This window comes from Allostella sp., assembly GCF_041913585.1.
Taxonomy (GTDB): domain Bacteria; phylum Pseudomonadota; class Alphaproteobacteria; order ATCC43930; family Allostellaceae; genus Allostella.
On sequence record NZ_JAYSFE010000084.1, the window covers coordinates 1 to 21,138 of the forward strand.

19 protein-coding genes and 2 pseudogenes are annotated in these 21,138 nt (G+C 72.1%); 11 read left to right on the forward strand and 10 right to left on the reverse strand.

What is annotated here, in order from left to right; all coding sequences use genetic code 11:
• Window positions 1–398, reverse strand: a pseudogene (gene metX, locus ACE3Q3_RS15855) (homoserine O-acetyltransferase); the annotation flags it as partial.
• Between the two features lie 101 nt (window positions 399–499).
• On the opposite strand from metX, the pseudogene ACE3Q3_RS15860 reads away from it, so the two are divergent.
• A pseudogene (locus ACE3Q3_RS15860) lies at window positions 500–1,114 on the forward strand (hemolysin III family protein); the annotation flags it as partial.
• 42 nt (window positions 1,115–1,156) lie between these two features.
• Here the strand turns inward: ACE3Q3_RS15860 and ACE3Q3_RS15865 are convergent.
• From ACE3Q3_RS15865 to ACE3Q3_RS15880, 4 genes are all read right to left on the reverse strand, one after another.
• The gene (locus ACE3Q3_RS15865) at window positions 1,157–1,909 is read right to left on the reverse strand and encodes an SDR family NAD(P)-dependent oxidoreductase (protein WP_374447751.1); all 753 of its coding nucleotides are present in this window, start codon (window positions 1,907–1,909) and stop codon (window positions 1,157–1,159) included.
• 29 nt (window positions 1,910–1,938) lie between these two features.
• On the reverse strand, window positions 1,939–2,922 hold the full coding sequence (locus tag ACE3Q3_RS15870) for a Bug family tripartite tricarboxylate transporter substrate binding protein (RefSeq protein WP_374447719.1): 984 nt from the start codon (window positions 2,920–2,922) through the stop codon (window positions 1,939–1,941).
• A 91-nt stretch (window positions 2,923–3,013) separates the two neighbouring features.
• Entirely contained in the window at window positions 3,014–3,844 is an 831-nt protein-coding gene (locus ACE3Q3_RS15875; RefSeq protein ID WP_374447721.1) for a cyclopropane-fatty-acyl-phospholipid synthase family protein, read from the reverse strand.
• Window positions 3,845–4,974: 1,130 nt separating this feature from the next.
• Complete coding sequence (locus ACE3Q3_RS15880; protein ID WP_374447723.1) at window positions 4,975–5,874, reverse strand: hypothetical protein; 900 nt, start codon at window positions 5,872–5,874, stop codon at window positions 4,975–4,977.
• 129 nt (window positions 5,875–6,003) lie between these two features.
• On the opposite strand from ACE3Q3_RS15880, the gene ACE3Q3_RS15885 reads away from it, so the two are divergent.
• From ACE3Q3_RS15885 to ACE3Q3_RS15925, 9 genes are all read left to right on the forward strand, one after another.
• Window positions 6,004–6,903, forward strand: a complete 900-nt coding sequence (locus ACE3Q3_RS15885) for a glutamine amidotransferase family protein (protein WP_374447725.1) — start codon at window positions 6,004–6,006, stop codon at window positions 6,901–6,903.
• The gene (locus tag ACE3Q3_RS15890; RefSeq protein WP_374447727.1) at window positions 6,900–7,583 is read left to right on the forward strand and encodes a protein glxC; all 684 of its coding nucleotides are present in this window, start codon (window positions 6,900–6,902) and stop codon (window positions 7,581–7,583) included. The genes ACE3Q3_RS15885 and ACE3Q3_RS15890 overlap by 4 nt, the downstream gene beginning before the upstream one ends.
• 10 nt (window positions 7,584–7,593) lie before the next feature.
• Entirely contained in the window at window positions 7,594–8,904 is a 1,311-nt protein-coding gene (locus tag ACE3Q3_RS15895; protein ID WP_374447729.1) for an FMN-binding glutamate synthase family protein, read from the forward strand.
• Window positions 8,905–8,957: 53 nt separating this feature from the next.
• Window positions 8,958–10,292, forward strand: coding sequence for a type III glutamate--ammonia ligase (glnT, locus tag ACE3Q3_RS15900; RefSeq protein WP_374447730.1), 1,335 nt, complete (start codon window positions 8,958–8,960; stop codon window positions 10,290–10,292).
• Between the two features lie 126 nt (window positions 10,293–10,418).
• Window positions 10,419–11,489 (forward strand): TauD/TfdA family dioxygenase, encoded by a 1,071-nt coding sequence (locus ACE3Q3_RS15905; RefSeq protein ID WP_374447732.1) that lies wholly within the window; start codon window positions 10,419–10,421, stop codon window positions 11,487–11,489.
• A gap of 31 nt (window positions 11,490–11,520) precedes the next feature.
• Entirely contained in the window at window positions 11,521–12,570 is a 1,050-nt protein-coding gene (locus ACE3Q3_RS15910; protein ID WP_374447734.1) for an extracellular solute-binding protein, read from the forward strand.
• A gap of 22 nt (window positions 12,571–12,592) precedes the next feature.
• Window positions 12,593–13,684 (forward strand): ABC transporter ATP-binding protein, encoded by a 1,092-nt coding sequence (locus ACE3Q3_RS15915; protein WP_374447736.1) that lies wholly within the window; start codon window positions 12,593–12,595, stop codon window positions 13,682–13,684.
• A gap of 30 nt (window positions 13,685–13,714) precedes the next feature.
• Window positions 13,715–14,602: an ABC transporter permease gene (locus tag ACE3Q3_RS15920; protein WP_374447738.1), complete on the forward strand. Its 888-nt coding sequence runs from the start codon at window positions 13,715–13,717 to the stop codon at window positions 14,600–14,602.
• Window positions 14,599–15,375: an ABC transporter permease gene (locus ACE3Q3_RS15925; RefSeq protein ID WP_374447739.1), complete on the forward strand. Its 777-nt coding sequence runs from the start codon at window positions 14,599–14,601 to the stop codon at window positions 15,373–15,375. The genes ACE3Q3_RS15920 and ACE3Q3_RS15925 overlap by 4 nt, the downstream gene beginning before the upstream one ends.
• Window positions 15,376–15,408: 33 nt before the next feature.
• Here the strand turns inward: ACE3Q3_RS15925 and ACE3Q3_RS15930 are convergent, their stop codons facing one another.
• The 5 genes from ACE3Q3_RS15930 to ACE3Q3_RS15950 form a co-directional block, all read right to left on the reverse strand.
• Window positions 15,409–15,786, reverse strand: coding sequence for a rhodanese-like domain-containing protein (locus ACE3Q3_RS15930; RefSeq protein WP_374447742.1), 378 nt, complete (start codon window positions 15,784–15,786; stop codon window positions 15,409–15,411).
• Window positions 15,787–15,894: 108 nt separating this feature from the next.
• Window positions 15,895–17,241 carry an ammonium transporter gene (locus ACE3Q3_RS15935; RefSeq protein WP_374447743.1) on the reverse strand — a complete coding sequence of 449 codons (1,347 nt, stop codon included), beginning with the start codon at window positions 17,239–17,241 and terminating at the stop codon, window positions 15,895–15,897.
• Window positions 17,242–17,519: 278 nt separating this feature from the next.
• On the reverse strand, window positions 17,520–17,996 hold the full coding sequence (locus ACE3Q3_RS15940) for a nucleoside deaminase (protein ID WP_374447745.1): 477 nt from the start codon (window positions 17,994–17,996) through the stop codon (window positions 17,520–17,522).
• Window positions 17,997–18,005: 9 nt separating this feature from the next.
• Complete coding sequence (locus tag ACE3Q3_RS15945) at window positions 18,006–18,497, reverse strand: hypothetical protein (RefSeq protein ID WP_374447746.1); 492 nt, start codon at window positions 18,495–18,497, stop codon at window positions 18,006–18,008.
• Between the two features lie 10 nt (window positions 18,498–18,507).
• Window positions 18,508–19,815 carry a sulfite oxidase gene (locus tag ACE3Q3_RS15950; RefSeq protein ID WP_374447747.1) on the reverse strand — a complete coding sequence of 436 codons (1,308 nt, stop codon included), beginning with the start codon at window positions 19,813–19,815 and terminating at the stop codon, window positions 18,508–18,510.
• Between the two features lie 228 nt (window positions 19,816–20,043).
• Here ACE3Q3_RS15950 and ACE3Q3_RS15955 point away from each other — a divergent pair.
• On the forward strand, window positions 20,044–21,138 hold a 1,095-nt coding region (locus ACE3Q3_RS15955), incomplete at its 3' end, for a hypothetical protein (RefSeq protein WP_374447749.1).

The window sequence follows — 21,138 nt, forward strand, 5'->3', positions numbered from 1 at the left end:
CGCTGCACGCCGACGATGTCGGAGACGGTGATGTCGGGGAAGGTCGGGCCGTAGGGCTGGCCGGTCGCGGGGTCGAGGTCCCGGGCGTTGGTCGAGCCGTAGGACGAGCCCAGCATGTTCGAGGCGACGACGAAGAGGCGGTCGGTGTCGATCGCCTTGCCGGGGCCGACGAGGCCATTCCACCAGCCGGGCTGGTTGCCGTTCTCGGGGTTGCGGCCGGCGGCATGGTGGCTCGAGGTGAAGCCGTGGGTCAGGAGCAGGGCGTTGCGGCCGTCGGGCGCCAGCTTGCCATAGGCCTCGTAGGCGATCCGTACCTTGGGCAGGCGGCCGCCGAGTTCCAGGGGATAGTCGGTCGTCTCGAAATACTGGGTGCGTGTCGCGCCCTGGTCGGCTGGCATCGGTCGTCCTCGCGGGTCGTTCGGCGTCTCGGCGCCGCCACTATAGCGCCGGCGGCGGGCGCAATCCGAGCGCTGCCGTGGCCGTCCGGATAGGATGCGTCATGGACCCCGCCGGACGGTCGCGCTTCCCGGACTATTCGCCGACGGAACGGCGCCTCGACGCCCTCGTCCACGGGATCGGCGTGGCGGCGGCGCCGGTCGCCAGCATCGTCCTCCTGTCGGCGGTGGCGGGCGTGGGCGATGCCGTCGCCACCGCCAGCGTCGCCGTCTACTGCTTCGGGCTGGTGCTGATGGTCGCCGCCTCGGCGGCGTACAACCTCACGCCCGCCGGACATGCCAAGGAGCGTCTGCGCCGCCTCGACCACGCGGCGATCTACGTCATGATCGCCGGCAGCTACACCCCGTTCGCCGTCAACCTCGTCGCCCCGCCCTGGGGCCCCGGCCTGTGCGTCGCGGTGTGGGCGACGGCCGTGGCCGGCATCGCGCTCAAGCTCGCGGCGCCGCGCCGGTACGAGCGCCTCGGCACCGCGCTCTACCTGGTCCAGGGCTGGATGCTGCTGCCCCTGCTGGGGCCGATGGCGGACGGGCTGCCGGGCACCGTCCTGGGGCTGCTGGTGGCCGGCGGCGCGGTCTACACCCTGGGCGCTGCCGTCCACCATGCCCACCGGGTGCCGTTCCACAATGCCATCTGGCACGCGCTGGTGCTGGCGGCGGCGGCGCTGCATTTCGCCGCCGTCGCCGCCGCCTTCACCGGCGGGTCAGCTCAGGAGTTGGCCGCCGTCGACGCAGATCGTCTGGCCGGTCACCCACTGGGCGAGCGGCGAGGCGAGGAACATGACGACGTTCGCCACTTCCTCCGGCCGGCCGAGGCGGCCGAACGGGATCTTGCCGAGCACGCTGGCATAGAGCGCCTCGCCGGCGAGGCGCCGCCGCTCCCACGAGCCGCCGGGGAACTCGATCGAGCCGGGGGCCACGCAGTTCACCCGGATTCCCTTGGGCGCCAGCATCAGCGCCTGGCTGGTCGTGTACTGGATGACCGCCGCCTTGACCGCGGCATAGGGCGCCGAGCGGGTCGAGGCGTGGTAGCCGGAGATCGACGAGATGTTGACGATCGCCCCGCCGCCCGCTTCGGCGATCAGCGGGATGGCGGCATGCGAGGCGCGGACCGTCGCCATGACGTCGACGGCGAGGCCCTTGGCCCAGCCCTCCTCGTCGTCGGTCGAGCCGAAGCCGGAGGCGTTGTTGACCAGGATGTCGACGCCGCCCAGCGCCGCCGCCGCATCGGCGACCCAGCGCTTGACGGCCGGGCCGTCGGCGAGGTCGCAGGCGAAGGCATGGGCCTTGCCGCCGTGGCCGGCGATCTCCTGCCGGGTCTTCTCCAGGGTCTCCGCCCCGCGGGCGCAGATGGCGACATCGGCGCCGGCCGCCGCGAAGCCGAGCGCGATCGATCGCCCGATGCCGCGGCTGCCGCCCGCGACCAGGACGCGCTTGCCGCCGAACTCCAGTTGCATGGTCACTCCGTTCTCCTCGCTCCGGCCGCTCACTCGGCCTTGATGCCCTTCTCGCGGATGAGGGTGCTCCACACCTTCTCCTCGCGGTCGATCAGCGCCGCCAGTTCGTCCGGCGACGATCCGCGCAGCTCGACGCCCTGCCGGGCGAACTGCGCCTTGAGTTCGGGATCGTCGACCGCCTTGCGGATGGCGGCATAGAGCTTGTCGACGATCGGCTGCGGGGTGGCGGCCGGCACCACCATGGCCTGCCAGAAGACGACGTTGAAGCCCTTGGGTCCGCCCGCCTCCTCGATGGTCGGCAGGTCGGGAAGGGCCGGCGAGCGCCGGTTGCTGGACACCGCGATCGCCCGCGTCAGCTTGCCTTCGATGAGGGGCATGGCCTCGATCACGGCCGAGAACATCATCTGGGCGTTGCCGGCGGCGACGTCCTGGCCGGCCTGGGCGCCGCCCTTGTAGGGGACGTGGACGAGGCGGATCTGCGCGGCGTCCTTCAGCAGCTCGGCCGCCATGTGGTTGGTGGCGCCGATGCCGGAACTGGCGATGTTGAGCTTGTCGGGGTTGGCGCGCGCGTGGGCGACCAGCCCCGCCAGGTCCCGGACCGGCAGGGCCGGGTGGACGTGCAGGACGAAGGGGGTGACCGACATCAGCGACAGCGGCCGGAAGTCGCGCTTGGCATCGTACTGGACGTTGCCCTGCAGCGTCGGATTGATGACCAGCGAGGTGCCGGCAGCATAGATGGTGTAGCCGTCCGGCGCCGCCTTGGCGGCGAAGTTGGAGGCGACGGTGGTGGCGGCGCCGGCACGGTTGGCGATGACCACGGGCTTGCCCAGCGTCTGCGTCATGCGGTCGGCGACGGCACGGGCGACGAGGTCGTTCACCCCGCCCGGCGGATAGGGCACCACCATCGTGACCGGCCTGGCCGGCCAGTCGGCCGGCGCCTGCGCACCCCCGGTGCCGGGCAGGAGGGCCAGGAGGACGCCGGCCAGGGCCAGCATCGCGTGTGGTCGCTTCATGGCGTTTCCCCGAATTTGGCCGCGCCACGACGATGGGCGCTTCGGCCGGGCATAGTACGGGCGAACGGTCGGCCGCGGAACCGCGAGCCTGCTAGGCGGGCCGGCGCAGCAGGATCTCGACGGGGACGGCGCGTCCCTCCTCGAGGCTGCGGATCGAATTCACGGTGAGGTCGCGCATGCGCTCGCCCATCAGCACCCGGAGGCTGAGCGGCGGCATGCCCTCGGCCTCCAGCTTGCGGCGGATGGCGCTCTGCTTCGGCACCGTCTCGGCGGCGGTGTCGCGGAAGGAGAGAATCTCGAACCCGGCCGCCAGGATGTCGGCGCGGGTATCGGCCTCGGTCGAGAGGAAGCTGGTCGACGGCCCCTCGGCCCACGGCACCGGGAAGTGCGGCGGCCCGGCCGGCCCGGCCAGCAGGTTCGAGAGGGCGGCGACGCCGCCCGGCTTCAGCACCCGGAACGCCTCGGCATAGAAGCCGCGCTTGTCGGCGATGTTCATCACCACGTTCTGCGAATAGGCGCGGTCGAAGGCGGCGTCCGGCAGCGGCAGGGCGAGGGCGTTGCCCTCCAGGATGCGGACGCGATCCGCCATGCCGGTGGCGCGGTTGAGTTCGCGTGCCGCCTCGCAGAAGGCCGGGGTGAGGTCGACGCCGGTGATCCGGCAGCCGAAGGTCCAGGCGATCCAGCGCGCCGGGCCGCCGATGCCGCAGCCGATGTCGACGATCTCCTCGCCGGCCTGCGGCCGCAGCAGTTCGACCAGTTCCCGGGTCGCCTGGATGCCGCGGCCGTGGAACTGGTCGAGCGGCGCCAGCGCATCGGGGGTGACGGGGGCGTCGGCGCCGTTCGCCGCCGCCAGCGCGTCGAGGATGCGCCGGGCGATGCCGACACTGGAATAATGGTCCTCGACCCGGGGGTTCGCCGCCATGTCCGATTCCTCCACCTCGTTCCGACCCGGCCCCGTCAGCCGCGGCCACCCGGCCTGCCGCCACCCGGCCTGCCGCCACCCGGCCTGCCGCCGCGCGGCCCGCTACCGCCGGTCCCGCCCCCGCTCGGCCTGCCCCCGCTCGGCCTGCCGCCGCCGGGCCTGCCGCCCCGTGGCCCATCGCCCCGTGGCCCATCGCCCCGTGGCCCGTCGCCACCGGGGCCGCCACTCCGCAACCCCGACGGGCGGCCGCTTCCCGGCCGGCCGGCTCGAGGCCCGTCTGCGGCTGGCCGGTCGATCCTCGAGCCGGCGCTCGGCGGGCGCGCACCGCCCGCCCCGGCGGCCCGTGGGCTGCCGGTTCCCGGGCCGCCGCTTCGTGGACCCTGATTCCGGGGGCTCACGCTCCGCGGGCCGCCGGCCCCCGGAGCTTCGGCCCCCCGAGCTTCGGTCCGCGGCCTGCCGGCGTGCGGTCCGTCGCCCCGGGGGATGCCCGTCCGGCCTCGCCCGGCCGGCACCGGCGCGTCCGGCCGGCCCGCGGCCGTCGGTCCGCGGGCGGGGCGCCGGTCCGGCGTTGTCGGGGCGTCGAGGCGACGGTCGGCCGGGCGTCGTGCCGGCCCTGCGTCCGCGGTCCTGGCCGCGCCCGCCTTGCGTGCTCCCTGGCGACGGCGGACGGGCGGTTCCTCGCCGCCCGCGGCCCGGGTTTCGGCCTTGGCCTGCGCCCGGCGCTCGCGGGCGCGCGCCGCCTCGCGCTCGCGGGTGGTGGCCGCATGCGCCTGCCAGGGTGCGAGCCCGGCCGCGGCGCAGGCTTCCTGCCAGATCCGGTCGAGGTCGTCCTTCGTCCAGTGCCCGCGCGCCGGCACATCGGGCGGCAGGTCGCCGGCGAGCGCCGCATAGACATGGGCGCGGCAGTGGGTTCGCCAGGCGGTCTCGTAGGCTTCGGGCGGGGCGGCGGAGCCGGTCCGCGCGGCGCGGGCCAGCGCATCGGCATGGACCTGTTCCAGGGCGCGCTGGTGCTCGGCCGTCGCCAGCAGGTCGGTGCGGGTGCAGTCGCCGACCTTGCGCTTCAGCGCCGGGATGACGGTCTCGAGGGTGATGCGACGCATCGGCGGGAATCCTTCGGTCGGCGCGGGGTGTCAGGCGAGCCAGGCGGCGACTGCCGGGAACTGGGTCTTGCGGCTGCCCTTGAGGTGCAGGACGTAGCATCCCTCCAGGGACTCCATCGTCATCCGCCCCCCGGGCGGCGAGAAGTTCCATTGTGCCGACGGCAGCAGCCGGACGCGAGCGCCCGCGACCTCGCAATCGTCGCGCAGCGTGCCGAAGAGACAGGGCGAGAGCAGCGAGGTGAGGGCGAACTGGCCGCCGCCCCAGGTCCGCACGTCGGCGATCCGGAAATGCGTGCCGCCGGCCGGGTCGGCGGCCCGGAAGCTGTTGCGGGCGGTGCCCAGGAAGCGCTCGCCTTCCCCGGCGATGGCCTCGAAGCGGGCCAGCGCGGCATCGAAGAAGCCGACCGCGGCCGGGGTGAAGCGGGCCGCCATCACCCCGAAATTGATGGCGCTGAGGCGGCCGTCGTCGGGCAGGCCCCAGCGATCGAGCCGGGCCGGCGGCGGCACCAGCGCCTCTTCGAGATAGGTCAGCGCGACGTCGAAGGGCCGGTCGAACAGCCCCGCCATCTCGCGCAGCGCCAGCGCGTCGGTATCGAGGAATATGGCGCCCTGCCGGCCGGCCTGTCCGACGCGGGCGGCGAGGTAGTCGCGATAGCAGCGGGTGCGGTCGTACTGCAGCCGGGCCGGATCGGCGAGGTCGCGGCGCTCGACCGCGAGGTGGGGCAGATGGGCGAATTCGGCGGCGGCGTTCGTCACCAGCACCACCTGCCCGCCGGGCGAGCGGCGGTGGGCGACGTCGGCGGCGAGCCGGATCATCGCCCTTGGGTCCATCGCCGCCTCTGCCGGCGACTGCGACGGCCGCATCGGGTGGGCGTCGAGGAACTGGTGGTAGAAGACGATGTCGTAGCTGCGGGCGGACGGGTCGGCCATGGTCCGGGCCATCATAGAGCGGCCGGCCCAGACCTCCAGGCCATAGCGCCGGCCGGCGCCTGTTTCCTCTCAGGAAACTAAATTGCTTTCGATTGCGGTACCGCCGGTCCCGCTCCTACAGTCAAGACCATGTGCGGAATCGTCGGACTGTTCCTGAAGAATGCGGGGCTGCGGCCGGACCTCGGCCGCCTCCTCGCGCGCATGCTGGTGGAGATGGGAGACCGCGGTCCGGACAGTGCCGGCTTCGCCGTCTACCGCCGCCCGGCGCCCGAGGGCGCCGTCAAGATCACGCTCTTCCATCCCGATCCCGGCTACCACTGGGACGCGCTGGCGACCGCGTTCGGCCTGGCGCTCGACGCCACGGCATCGGCCGAGCGGCGCGGCAACCATGCGGTGCTCACCAGTGCGGCGGCCGAGGGGCCGGCCCGGGCGTGGCTCGCGGCGCACCATCCCGAGGTGCGGGTGATGGGCTTCGGGCGCTCGATCGAGGTCTTCAAGGACATGGGCGGCCCGGACGCGGTCGCCCGCCGCTTCGATCTCGCCGGCATGGACGGGACCCACGCGCTCGGCCACACCCGCATGGCGACCGAGAGCGCCGTCACCACCGAGCATTCCCATCCGTTCGCCGTCGGCGCCGAGCTCTGCCTCGTCCACAACGGGTCGCTCTCCAACCACAACCGCCTGCGTCGCAATCTCGCGCGCGCCGGCATCCGCTTCGACACCGACAACGACAGCGAGGTCGCGGCCGGCTACTTCGCCCATCGCCTGCAGCAGGGCGACAGCCTGGCGGACGCGATGCGCGCCGGCCTCGACGATCTCGACGGCTTCTACACCTTCGCCGTCGGCACCCGCGACGGCTTCGCGGTGCTGCGCGACCCGATCGCCTGCAAGCCCGCCATCCTGGCCGAGACCGACGACTGGGTCGCCATGGGCTCGGAATGGAAGGCGATCGCGCCGCTGCCGGGCGCGAGCCGGGCCCGGGTCTGGGAGCCGGAACCGGCCACCGTCTACGCCTGGGGCCGCGCGTGATCGCCGTCGACCTCGAGGAGACGAGCGTCCGCGACCTCAACCAGCGCCTCCACGACCTGCCGGCGGACACCAACGAGCGCGCCTGGACCATCGTCAATCCGGGCGGCCGCCACGCCCTGCTGGCGGGCCTGACGCGGCCGATCTCGGTCACCGTCGACGGCCATGTCGGCTACTATTGCGCCGGCATGAACGAGGCGGCGGACGTGGTGATCGACGGCCATGCCGGGGTCGGGGTCGCCGAGAACATCATGTCCGGCAGCGTCCGGGTGCGCGGCAACGCCTCGCAGGCGGCCGCCGCTTCCGGCCATGGCGGCCTCGTCGTGATCGAGGGCGACGCCTCGGCGCGCTGCGGCATCTCGATGAAGGGCGTCGACATCGTCGTCGGCGGCTCGGTCGGGCACATGAGCGCCTTCATGGCCCAGACCGGGCGCCTCGTCGTCTGCGGCGACGCCGGCCACGACCTCGGCGATTCGCTCTACGAGGCGGTCATCTACGTCCAGGGCGAGGTGGCGAGCCTCGGCGCCGACTGCGAGGAACAGCCGATGACCGATGCCGACCGCGCGGCGGTGGCCGGGCTGCTGGCCCGTGCCGGCATCGCCGGCGAGCCGGCGCGCTTCCGCCGCTACGGCTCGGCCCGACGGCTCTACCACTTCCACGTCGACCACGCCGACGCCTACTGAGACGCCCCCGATGGACGGCCACGCCCCCCTTCGCCGCTCGGCCAGCTTCCCGCCCGAGACGATCCACGAGATCCAGCGCGCCGCCGCCGAGGGCATCTACGAGATCCGCGGCTTCGGCGCGAAGCGCCGCCTGCCCAGCTTCGACGATCTCGTCCTGCTCGGCGCCTCGATCTCGCGCTACCCGCTCGAGGGCTATCGCGAGAAATGCGCGACCGACATCGTCATCGGCCAGCGCTTCGCGAAGAAGCCGCTGCACCTGAAGATCCCGATCACCATCGCCGGCATGAGCTTCGGGGCCCTGTCCGCGACCGCCAAGACCGCGCTCGGCCGCGCCGCGACGGCGATGGGGACGACCACCACGACCGGCGACGGCGGCATGACCGACGAGGAGCGCGAGGCCTCGAGCCTCCTCGTCTACCAGGTGCTGCCGTCGCGCTACGGGCTCAACCCGCGCGATCTCCGGCGCGCGGACGCGATCGAGGTGGTGGTCGGCCAGGGGGCGAAGCCCGGCGGCGGCGGGATGCTGCTCGGCCAGAAGATCACGCCTCGCATCGCGGCCATGCGCGCGCTGCCGGCCGGTATCGACCAGCGCTCGGCCTGCCGCCACCCGGACTGGACCGGCCCCGACGACCTCGCGATCAAGATCCAGGAGCTGCGCGAGATCACCGACTGGGAGAAGCCGATCTACGTCAAGGTCGCCGCCGCCCGGCCGCGCTACGACGTCCAGCTTTCGGTCAAGTCGGGTGCCGACGCGATCGTGCTCGACGGCATGCAGGGCGGCACCGGCGCCACCCAGGACGTCTTCATCGAGCATGTCGGCATCCCGACCCTGCCGGCCCTGCGCGAGGCGGTCGAGGCGCTGCAGGAACTCGACATGCACCGCAAGGTGCCGCTCATCGTCTCGGGGGGCATCCGCTCGGGCGCCGACGTCGCCAAGGCGCTCGCCATGGGGGCCGATGCCGTCTCGATCGGCACCGCCGCGCTGATCGCGCTCGACTGCAACCGGCCGATCCACGTCGCCGACTATGCCGCGCTCGGCACCGAGCCCGGCGCCTGCCACCATTGCCAGACGGGCCGTTGCCCGGTCGGCATCGCCACCCAGGATCCGGCGCTGGAGAAGCGGCTCGACGTCGACGCCGCCGCCCGCCGGGTGCGCAACTATCTCTCGACCATGGTGCTGGAGGCGCAGACCCTGGCCCGGGCCTGCGGCAAGTCGCACCTGCACAATCTGGAGCCGGAGGACCTGGCGGCGCTGACCGTCGAGGCGGCGGCGATGGCGGGGGTGCCGCTCGCCGGCACCGGCTGGATTCCCGGCCGCTAGGCTGGCACGGCCATCGCATCCGGAAGCCGGCGTTTCAACCAAGGGGGCAGGCGATGGCGAAGGCGGCGAAGGCGGGCAAGGGGAACGACGATCTGGCGGCGATCGCGCGCGAACGCGGGATCGCCTATTTCCTCATCGCCTATGTCGACCTCTTCGGCGCGACCCGGGCCAAGCTGGTGCCGGCCTCGGCCATCGCCGGGATGCAGAAGGCGGGCGCCGGCTTCGCCGGGTTCGCCACCCATCTCGACCTCTCGCCGGCCGACGCCGACATGTTCGCCGTCCCCGACCCGGCCAGCCTGATGGTGCTGCCGTGGAAGAAGGACGTGGCGTGGCTGGCGGCCGACCTGTGGATGGGCGGCCAGCCCCTGGCACAGGCGCCCCGCGTCATCCTCAAGCGCAAGCTCGCCGAGGCGGCGGCGCTCGGATATCGCATGCGCACCGGCGTCGAGTGCGAGTTCTTCCTGCTCGCGCCCGACGGCGCCGGCGTCGGCGATGCCGGCGATACCGCCGACAAGCCCTGCTACGACCAGCAGGCGCTGATGCGTCGGTTCGACGTCATCCGGGCGATCTGCGACGGCATGCAGGAACTTGGCTGGGGCCCCTACCAGAACGACCACGAAGACGCCAACGGCCAGTTCGAGATGAACTGGGAGTACGACGACGCGCTCCGCACCGCCGACCGCCACGTCTTCTTCAAGTTCATGGCCAGGACCCTGGCCGAGGCGCACGGGATGCGCGCCACCTTCATGCCCAAGCCCTTTCCCAACCTCACCGGGTCGGGCTGCCACGCCCACGTGTCGCTGTGGGACCCGGCCGGCCGGCGCAACCTGTTCGAGGACGGCGCCGGCGAACTCGGCCTGTCGGCGGTGGCCTACCGGTTCCTCGGTGGCGTGCTGCACCACGCCACCGACCTCTGCGCCCTCTTCGCGCCGACCGTGAACAGCTACAAGCGCCTGAACGCGCCCGTCACCCGGTCGGGCGCCACCTGGTCGCCGAATACCGTCACCTACGGCGGCAACAACCGCACCCACATGGTCCGCATTCCCGAGGCGGGCCGCTTCGAGCTGCGGCTCATGGATGCGGCGGTCAATCCCTATCTCGGCCAGGCGGCGATCCTGGCGGCGGGCCTCGACGGCATCGCCCAGGGCCGCGACCCGGGCCGTCGCCTCGACGTCGACATGTATCGCGACGGGCACAAGGTGAAGGGGGTCCGCCGCCTCCCGCTCTATCTCCTCGATGCGATCCGGCTCTTCGAGAAGAGCGCCTTCGCCCGCGCCGCCTTCGGGCCGGACGTCGTCGCCAGCTATGCCCGCCTCAAGATGGCGGAATGGGACGACTATGCCCGCTCCGTCTCGGAATGGGAGCGGCGGGCGACGCTCGACGCCTGACCGTCCGGCCGGGCGACGGCCCGGAATTTGCTGAGACTGGTCGCGCGATTGGGCGATGACAGGCGCGCGGTGGCGTGATTGACTCCGCCCCCGAGGCGCCCCGGGGCGCAGTCGGAGGTTCCAGCGATGGCAGAAGCGGCGCGGCAGGCGATTTCCGGTCCGGTGGCCTGGTACGGCCGGGATCTGGCGGCATCGAACGCCTGGGTCCGGCATTGGTCGGCCGATCAGATCGCGACCCTGGAGTCGGCGCTGGCCGCGGTCGACCGTGCCGGCATCCCGACCCTGGCGATCCGCCGCGAGGACTTCCCGCTGCCCGGCTTCGAGCCGCTGATCGCCGACCTGCTGGACGAGCTCGAGGACGGGATCGGCGCGGTCCGCATCTCCGGCCTGCCGGTCGAGCGCTACTCGCTCGACGACATGCGCCGCATCTTCTGGGGCTTCGGCACGCATGTCGGCACGCTCCTGCACCAGAATGCCCGTGGCGAACTCATCGGCGAGGTGCGCGACGAATCCGGCGATGCCGAGCGCACCTATGTCGAACCGGTGGCCGGCCGCGTGAAGTCGAGCCGCGCCCGGGCGCGGTCGAACGGCCCGCTGCGCTTCCACACCGACCGCTGCGACGTCATCACCCTGCTCTGTGCCCAGAACAGCATGGCGGGCGGGGTCAGCAAGCTCGTCAGCATCCCGACCATTTACAACGAGATGCTGCGGCGCCGGCCCGACTTGCTGGAGGTCCTGTTCCAGGACTTCTACCGCTCGCGGCCGGAGGACGAGGACGGGCTGCATGCCGAGCGCTGGTTCAAGATGCCGGTCTTCGGCATGGTCGACGGCAAGATCACCAGCCAGTATTCGCGGACCTACGTCGAGCAGGCGCAGGAGTTCCCGGAGGTGCCGCGGGCGACGCCGGCGCAGGTCGAGGCCATGGACCTGCTGGCGGAGCTGGCCGAGGAGCACTGCCTCTACGCGCCCTTCGTCGAAGGCGACATGCAGTTCCTCAACAACCATGTCATCTATCACGGCCGGACCGCCTACGAGGACGACCCGACGACGGGCAAGGCGCGCCGGCTGATGCGCCTCTGGCTGTCGGTGCCGAACAGCCGCCGGCTGCCGCCCGGCTTCGAGGTGCTGTGGGGCTCGACCGAGCCCGGCGCCGTGCGCGGCGGCGTCACCGTCCACCGCGTTCCGGCCGCCGCCTGATCCCGTTCCTCTGCCCGAGAGAAGCCGCCCCATGGGTCCGATCCGTCGCTCCGCCTTCCTCGGCCTCGCCGCGGCCGCCCTCGCCATTGCGGCGGCCGGCGGGGCCGTCGCCCAGGGCGCGAACAAGACCGTCTACTTCCTGACCTGGGGCGGCACCGTCCAGCAGACGCTCGAGAAGGAGGGATGGGGTCGGAAGTTCACCGAGGCGACCGGCTATACGGTCCAGCTCGTGCCGAAGGCGACCGGGCCGGAGATCATCGCCGCCGCCATCGCCCAGAAGGACAAGCCGCAGGTCGACGTCGTGCAGAGCGACCTGCTGCCCTTCCTCGCCGGCGACCAGCAGGGGCTGTTCCAGCCGCTCGACGCCAAGGACATCCCGAACATCGCCAAGCTGGCACCGGTCGCGCGGGTCAATGCCAACACGATCATGACCTACGGCGACGTCATGGCGATCATCTACAACCATGAGGTCTTCGCCCAGAAGAAGTGGGCCGAGCCCAAGGCCGAGTGGGGCGAACTGATGCGGCCGGAATTCAAGGGCGGCCTCGTCCTGCCGCCGGTCAACACGACCTACGGCCTCTACGTCCTCATCACGCTGGCGCGCGTCCATGGCGGCAGCGAGCATCAGATCGGCCCCGGCTTCGAGGCGCTGAAGAAGCTCGCCCCCGGCATCGTCGAGTGGCCGACGACCTTCGCGCGCATGGGCCAGTTCCTGCAGGACGGTTCGGCGGCGGTCGGGTTCTATAGTTCCTCTTCCGCGGCGGAGATGGCGCGCCGCGGCGTGCCGGTGAAGTACGTCGTGCCGAAGCCGCTCTTCTTCACCGGCACCGCCGCCGGAATCATGAAGAACGCGCCCAATCCCGAGGGCGCCCGGGCCTTCCTCAACTGGTGGCTCTCCAAGGAGGTCATGACGTTCCGGGCCGAGCGCTACGGCAACGTCACCATGAACGCCGAGGTCACCACCAACCCGATCCCGGTCGCGGCGCTGAACGACATGCAGCGGGTGGACTATGCCGAGGTCAATGCCAGGCGCGCGGACTGGATCAAGGTCTTCGAGCGCGAAGTGCTGCCGCTGAAATAGCAGCCGCTCCCGGACGACATCGGTGGGTGCGACTCCCGCGGGGCTGGAGGCCCGGGCGCTCGTCAAGCGGTTCGGCGCGACGACGGCGGTCGACGGCATCGACGTCTCGGTCCGGCCCGGCGAGTTCTTCACCGTGCTCGGGCCGTCGGGCTGCGGCAAGACGACCTTCCTGCGCCTCGTCGCCGGCATCCTCAACCCTGACGGCGGCCGCATCGCGATCGGCGGCGCCGACGTCACGGCGGCGCCGATCTGGGCACGGCAGATCGGGCTCGTCTTCCAGAACTACGCGCTCTTTCCGCACATGACGGTGGCGCAGAACGTCGGCTTCGGCCTCGCCATGCGCCGCCTCCCGCGGGCCGAGCGCGAACCCCGCATCCGGCGCGCGCTCGCCACCGTCCGGCTCGAGGGCTATGGCGGACGGCGGCCGTCGGAACTGTCGGGCGGCCAGCAGCAGCGCGTCGCGCTGGCGCGCGCCATCGTCATCGAGCCCGACCTCCTGCTCCTCGACGAGCCGCTGTCCAACCTCGACGCCCGTCTGCGCGAGGACATGCGCAGCGAGCTCGCCGACCTGCAGCACCGGCTCGGCATCACCACCATCCTCGTCACCCACGACATCCACGAGGCGTTTTCGCTCTCGGACCGGGTGGCGGTGATGCGCGCCGGCCGGGTCGAGCAGGTGGGGGCGCCGACCGAGCTCTACGACCGCCCGGCCAACCGCTTCGTCGCCGGCTTCCTCGGGCCGGTCAACGAATGGACCGGCCGGGTCGCCGGGCTTTCCGGGGGCGAGGCCGAGGTCGCGCTCGACGGCCTGCGCGCCTGCCGGGTACCGGCGCTGGCCGAGTGGCGGGAAGGCGGCACGGCGACGGTGGTCCTGCGGCCGGAGCGGCTGTCGCTGGCGGCTGTGGCCGACCATGGCGCCGGCGGCGGCGGACCGGCGATCGTCGGACGGATCGACCAGGTCGCCCATCTCGGCAACCTCGTGAACTACCGCGTCGCCGTCGGCGACCGGCCGCTGCTGGCCCAGACTCCGGCCGGCCGCTCCGGCCGGTTCGGCATGGGCGAGGCCGTCGCCGTGTCCTGGGACGACGCCGACCTGGCGCCGGTCGCGGCATGACCCGGGGCGCGGCATGACCCGGGGCGCGGCGTGACCCAGGGCGCGGCCGGCCGGGCGGCGCTGGGCGTCCGGCTCGGCGGCGGGGTCTGGCTCTTCCTCGGCCCGGCATTGGCGCTGATGCTGGCGGTCTACCTGGCGCCGCTCTTCGATACCGCCGTCGTCAGCCTGCACCGCAACACCCCCTCCGGGATCGACCGCGATTCCTGGACGATCGCCAACTACGTGCGCCTCCTCGACACCTACTATGGCGAGGTGCTGCTGCGGACGCTCCGGGTCAGCCTCCTCATCACGCTCTTCTCGGTCCTGCTCGCCTATCCGGTCGGCGTGTGGCTCGCCGGGCTCGGCCCGCGCGGCCAGACCTGGGCGATTCTCGTCTACCTGTCGCCGTGGTTCGTCAATGCGGTGGTCAAGTCCTTCGGCTGGACCCTCATCCTCGGCAACAAGGGGCTGGTCAACCGGGCCCTGCAGGATCTCGGCCTGATCGACGCGCCGCTGCGCCTGATGCTGAACGAGACCGGCATCGTCGTCGGCCTGCTGCCGGGGCACTTCCTCTTCGTGCTGCTGCCGCTCTGGGCGGCGCTCAAGGGGCTCGACGGCAACCTGCGCTGGGCGGCGATGACCCTGGGCGCGCGACCGTGGCAGGTCTTCCTGCGGGTGACCCTGCCGCTGACCCTGCCGGCGCTGCTGGCCGGCGCCATCATCAACTTCACCATGAACATGGCGGCCTTCGCCGCCCCCGCCCTGCTCGGCGGCACGCGCACCCGCGTCCTCTCCTTCGTCGCCTACCAGGTCAACCTCGAGGAGCTGAACTGGCCCTTCGGTGGCGCGCTGGCGGTCGCGATGCTGGTGGTGACGCTGGGCTTCGTCACCGTGGCCCAGGGCATGACGCGGCGCGGCTTCGCCGGGCGCGGCCGATGAGGCGGCTCCTCACCCTCTTCAACCTGCTGATGGTGGCCTACGTCGTCGCCCCCATCGTGCTCGTGGTGTGGATGTCCTTCACCCCGACCATGCTGTTCGAGGTCCCGGTCCGCCGCTTCTCGCTGCGCTGGTACGAGGAACTCTTCTCCTACGACGCCTTCGTCGACAGCGCCTGGCTCAGCCTGCATCTCGGGCTGGTCGCGGCCCTGGTCGCGACGGCGCTGGGCTTCCTCGCCGCCTACGGGCTGGTGCGCGGACGGCCCCCCGGCTCGTCGGCCCTGCTCGGGCTCTTCACGGCGCCGCTGATCGTGCCGGCCGTCGTCTACGGCATCGCCATGCTGCAGTTCACCAACCTCATCGGGCTCTACGGGTCGGTCGCGGCGCTGGCCGCCGCCCATGTCGTGATCGTGCTGCCCTTCGCGGTGCGCACCCTGCTGGCGGCCCTCGAGGGCCAGGGGCCGGAACTCGAATGGGCGGCGATGAGCCTCGGCGCGCGCCGCCGCCACGCGGTCCTGCTGGTGACGCTGCCGCTCTGCCTGCGCGGCATGGTCTCGGCCTTCCTCTTCTGCTTCCTGATCTCCTTCTCGGAGGTCACGGTGACGCTGTTCATGGCCGGGCCCGCCCACCAGACCCTGCCGGTCCGCATCTTCAACTATGTCAGCGACCGCATCGACCCGACGATGGCGGCGGTGTCCGCACTCGTCGTGCTCGTCTCGGTCGTGCTCGTGCTGATGCTGAACCGGCTGGGGGCGCTGGGGACGGCCCGCAAGTAGCTCGCGCCGCGAGCAGCTCAGGCCGCGAGTAGCTCAGGCCGGCTCGCTCTCGAGCCCGCCCGCGACCGCGTCGCGGAAGCCGCCGAGATTGTGGACGTCGGCGAAGCCCATGTCGCGCAGCACCTTGCCGGCGAGTGCCGAGCGGCCGCCCGAGGCGCAATAGAGGATGACCGGCCGGTCGCGCCGGAAGGCCGGGTCGTGCATCGGGCTGTCGGGATCGGCCTTGAACTCGAGCAGTCCGCGCGAGACGGCGAGCGCGCCCTTGACCTTGCCGGAGGCCGCCACCTCGGCGGCGTCGCGGACGTCGACGACGAGGGCGCCGGCGGCCTGCATCTTGGCGGCCTCGGCGGCGGCGATGCGCGGCACGGCGGCGTTGGCTTCGGCGAGAAGGTGCTTCACGGAAAGCGTCATGATGGCCCTCGGGAGAGAATCGAACGAAGCCGCCATCATGCACGGACCGGACGCACGAAAAAGGGGGCGCCGAAGCGCCCCCTTTCCCCTCGACCGGACGACCGGCGCTCAGGGCACGGTTTCACCGTGCAGCCGGAGGTCGAGACCATCGCGCTCCATCTCCTCGTCGACACGGAGCCCCACCAACACATCGACGATCTTGAGGAGCACGAAGGAGGCGATCGCACACCAGACGATGGTGACGAGAACCCCGACGATCTGGGCGATGACCTGGCCGCCATTGCCTTCGACGAGGCCGCTCGCCCCGGCCACGACGGCACCATCGGCACCGGTCGTGGCGCTCATCGCCCCGACCGCGAAGACGCCGGTCAGCACCGCGCCCAGGATGCCGCCCATGCCGTGGATGCCGAAGACGTCGAGCGCGTCGTCATAGCCGAGCGCATGCTTGAGGCCGGTGCAGGCCCAGAAGCAGACGACGCCGGCGACGAGCCCGATGATGAGACCGCCCGTCGGCGTGACGAAGCCGCAGGCCGGGGTGATCGCGACCAGGCCGGCGATGGCGCCCGAGATGATGCCGAGCACGCTCGGCTTGCCCTTGGTCAGCCACTCCGCGAACATCCAGGACAGGCCGGCGGCGGCGGTGGCGATATGGGTCACCGCCATCACCATCGCGGCGCGCTCGCCCGCGGCCAGGGCCGAGCCGGCATTGAAGCCGAACCAGCCGACCCACAGCAGCGCGGCGCCGATCACCGACAGGGTCAGGTTGTGCGGCGGGAACGGATCCCGGCCGTAGCCCTTGCGCTTGCCCAGGACCAGGGCCGCGATCAGCCCGGCGATGCCCGAATTGATATGGACGACGGTGCCGCCGGCGAAGTCCAGAACCGAGCCGACGCCGAACGGGCCCGGATAGTCGGTGAGGCCGGTGCCGCCGAGGAAGCCGCCCGGACCCCACACCATGTGGGCGACGGGCGCGTAGACCACGATCGACCAGAGGGCGCTGAACAGCAGCATCGCCGAGAAGCGCATGCGGTCGGCGACGGCGCCGAAGATCAGCGCCGGGGTGATCGCGGCGAACGAGAGCTGGAACATGAAGAAGAGGGTCTCGGGGATCGTCCCCGACAGGGTGCCGATCTCCACTCCCGCCAGGAACATCTTGGCGAGGCTGCCGACGAAGGCGGTGCCCTCGGCGAAGGCGATCGAATAGCCGATGACGAACCAGAGGATGCTGATCAGGCACATGCAGGCGAAGGACTGCATCAGGGTCGCCAGCACGTTCATCTTGCGGACCATGCCACCGTAGAACAGCGCCAGGCCCGGGATCAGCATCATCAGCACCAGGACCGTCGACGTCAGCATCCAGGCGGTGTCGCCGGCGCTCAACGACGGCGGGTCGGCGGCGAAGGCCGGGCCGGCGGCCATGACGGCCGCCCCGGCGAGCGCCGGAAGCGGCGCCATCCGCGCTCCGGCACGCCGCGGCGCCGCCGGTCCGGCGGAAATCTTATGGTTGTTCGGCGACGTCATCGAACCCTCTCCTGAGCAGCTCCTTGGCCCATACCGCTCCGGGCGCCCGCCCGGTCGCTGTGCGCCCTGTTGCGTCGCAGCAGGGACCTTCCGAATGAGTCCAAGATTCGTGCCAGCGGACGATCCGGTGGAATCCCTTTCGCTCATAGCGTCTCCGCCCAAAAAATAGGCGATAGCGGTAGAGTGGTTAAACGATAGGCAGTCGGCGGATTCTAGCTGCGGCGCTCGGCGAAAAACGCCCGCAGCAGCCGGGAGGCGGCCTGTTCCTCGATGCCGCCATAGACCTCGGGCCGATGGTGGCAGGTCGGCTGCTCCAGGATGCGCGGGCCGTGCTCGATGCCGCCCCCCTTGGGATCGTAGGCGGCGAAATAGACCCGGCGCAGGCGGGCGAAGGCGATCGCCTGGGCGCACATCGGGCACGGCTCGAGCGTGACGTAGAGGTCGCAGCCGACGAGGCGTGGCGAGCCGAGCCGGGCCGCGGCCGCCCGGATGGCGAGCAGTTCGGCGTGGGCCGTCGGATCGCGGTCGGTCTCGACGCGATTGTGCGCCGCCGCCAGTTCGGTGCCGGTCGCGGCTTCGACGACGACGGCCCCGACCGGGACCTCGCCGGCCGCGGCCGCTGCCCGGGCCAGCGCCAGCGCCCGCAGCATCGGCAGCCGGTCGGACGGCGTCCGGCGGGTCGCCGGCATCCGACCGGCCTACTGCCGATTGAGGAACGGGTTGACGAAACCGCGCGCCGGCCGGGGCGGCAGGGCCTGGCTCAGATAGTCGAGGAACCGCTCGCGATCGCTCCCCTCGAGCGGGGCCATGCCGTGGCGGTCGGTCATCCAGGTCAGGAGGTCGTCCCAGCGCTCGCGCGACAGGCCCTGCCGGCGCACCAGTTCGGAGCTGTGGCAGGCGGTGCAGTACCAGAACACCTCCTCCCGATCTGGTCCTTCGGGCAGGTTCTCCGGCACGTCCGCCGCGTCGCGGACATAGCCGGCGGGCGGCGTCCCGGCGGCGAGCTGCCGCGCCGCCGGTGCCGATGCGGGGGCCGGTTCGGCGGCCGGCACCGCCGCCGGGGCGGTGGCGGCGGGCCGCGGTGGCGGGGGCTGCGGCTTGTCCCGCAGCCACCCGGCCTTGTCCGCGCCGAGGACGATCACCGCCAGCCCGATGCACAGGGTGGCGAGCTGCGCCGGACCGAAGCTCATCGGGCCGGCGTCACGCCTTGACCAGCACGGCCACCCGGTGCATGGCGTTGCCGCCATAGCCCTGCGGGTTCCAGTTGGCCGCCAGCACCGGCTGCATGCGCCCCTTGCTGTCCGTCGCCCGGACCCAGAACTCGAAATAGCCGGCGGACGGCAGCGCGAGTTCGGTGCGCCAGTTCTGCCAGCAATACTTGTTCGGCGGCGCGTCGAGCTGGCAGGACTGCCACGTCTGCCCGAAGTCGAGGGTGACGTCGACCGCCTTGACGGTCTCCTCGCCGGCCCAGGCATGACCGCGGAGCGCGACCTTGCGGGTGCCGTCGGCGAGCTCGGTGCCGTTGCGCACGTTGGTGATGATGGAGCGGACCGGCATCGATTGCAGGACCGCGAAGGTCTTGGGATCGGGCTTGCTGCCGGGGACCATCGGCACGGTCGGGACCCGGTAGGAGGTGCCGGTCATGCCCGGCCCGTCATGCTCGCGGTCGCGCACCTGGATGCGGGTCACCCATTTCGACGATGCCGAGCCGGGATATCCCGGCGCCACCACGCGCAGCGGGAAGCCGTGGATCGGCAGCAGCGGCTTGCCGTTCATGGCGAAGGCCAGCAGCGTGTGCTCCTCCATCGCCTTGGCGATCGGCACGCCGCGGGACAGGGCGATGCGGCTGGCGTCGCCCGAGAGGTGCGGGTCGGTGGCGTAGTGGCCGGTATAGACGGCGGACGGCTTGAGGCCCGCCGCCTGCAGCACGTCCTTCAGCCGGACGCCGGTCCATTCGGCGTTCCCGACGCCGCCGTTGGTCCACTGGTTGCCGCTGGCCTGCGGGGAGAAGAAGCTGCGCCCGTTGCCGCCGCACTCCAGCTGCAGCCGGTAGGTGACCGCCTGGAAGCGCTTCCTGAGGTCGCCGAGAGTGAGCTTCAGCGGCGTGTTGACCTCGCCGTCGATGGTCAGTTCCCAGGCGTCCGGGTTGGCCGTCGGCTCCGGGATCTGGCCGTTGTTGCGGATGAAGAACTTCTCGGTCGGCGTGACGTCGTCGTCGAGCAGGTGCTCCGGCGTCTCGGCGACGAGCGGGCGGTCGCCGAGCACGGCGAGTTCGGCCTTGCCGTCCATCTTCAAGAGCTTCGGGCCCGGCACCGCCGCGCCCTGGGCGAGCGCGGCCGGCAGCAGGCCGGACGGCATGTTGCCGGCGAACGGGATGGCGCCGCCGACCGCGGCGCCCATCGCCGCCAGGCTGGCCCCCTTGAGCAGGCCGCGGCGACCGAACACCAGGGCGTCGGCACGCTCGGGATCGTCGCGGTAGAGTTCGCGGATCGTCCGGTCCTTGCGCATTCTTGCCTCCCTTGCGGTGCGAGCGGGCTCGCATCGGTCCAGGATACGGATCGGTGCCGAATTGACCACCCTCGCGCGTGAAGAATTCGCCGGGCGCGCGCCGGACGCCATATTGGCGGTTTCAAACCCTCCTGGCCCGCGACTATTCTCGGCGCCCGCGGCACGGCGTTCCGGGGGCGGCCTTCGGGCCGCGGACGATCCGCGGTCGGGGGAGGCGGTGGCAGAACGATGACGAGCGAGCCGAGCAAGCCGGACGTTCCGGCGGACGAAGGGCAGAGCGCGCCGACGCCCGAGCGGCCGACCCGCAGTGGCGCCATCACGGCGCTGCTGATCGGGACCAACCTCTTCATCCTGCTGGTCGCCGGCGCGATCGGCGTCTGGATGACCGAGCGCTATGACGATTTCGTCCGCAACTCGGACCGCAGCGCCGTCGCCCGCGTCGTCGAGGTGGCGACGCGCGAGATGCTGTGGACCAGCCATCTCGGCCTCGTCCAGAACCTCGCCGGCCTGATCGCCGAAAACCGCGACGTGCGCGGGCTGGTCACGGAAACCGACGAGGCGCGGATCAAGGCGGTCCTGGCGAACGAGTTCGGACGCGACCTCCTGACCCGGGGCGAGGTCCGCATGCTCGGCCTCGGCATCTACTCGCCCGAGCTGCGGAAGGTCGGCGACCGCTGGGGCGACCGCACCGCCGAAGCACCGCCGCGCGAGCCGCCGGCGGCCCTGCTCGATGCCGTGCGCAACCGGTCCGTCCGCGACCGGCTGCGGCAGATGGTGCAGGTCTGGACCGATGGCGGCACGCCGGTCCTGACGGTGGTGGCGCCGCTGGGCGGCCTCCGGGTCGCGGGCTATGTGCTGGTCCATGTCGATCCCCTGGCAGCGCTCGGCCGGCTCGACGAGCGGGTCGGCAGCCAGACGGCGATCCTCGCGCATGGCGGCGACCGGGTTCTCCGCACCCTCGAGAACGTCCGGCCGCCGGCCAACGGCAGCGCGCTCGACGAGACCCGGGTCACCCTGTCCAGTCCCGAGGGCGTGCCCTTCGCCGATGTCCGGCTGCGCCGCGACATGGGCCCGCTCGAGGCCTTCCTGGGCGCCGAGCTCAACCGCTCGCTGCTGATCTTCGTGGTGCTGGGTGGGCTTGCGGCGATCCTGGCGATCGTCACGGTGTGGACGGCGCTCCGCCGCGCCCGCCGCCGCGAGGACGCCTACGCGGCGGCACTGGCGGAGCGGGCGCGGGCGCTCGAAGCCAGCAATGCCTATCTGACGACCGCGCGCGACGAGGCGGAGGCGGCGCGGAGCGCGGCGGAGCGTGCGACGCAGGCG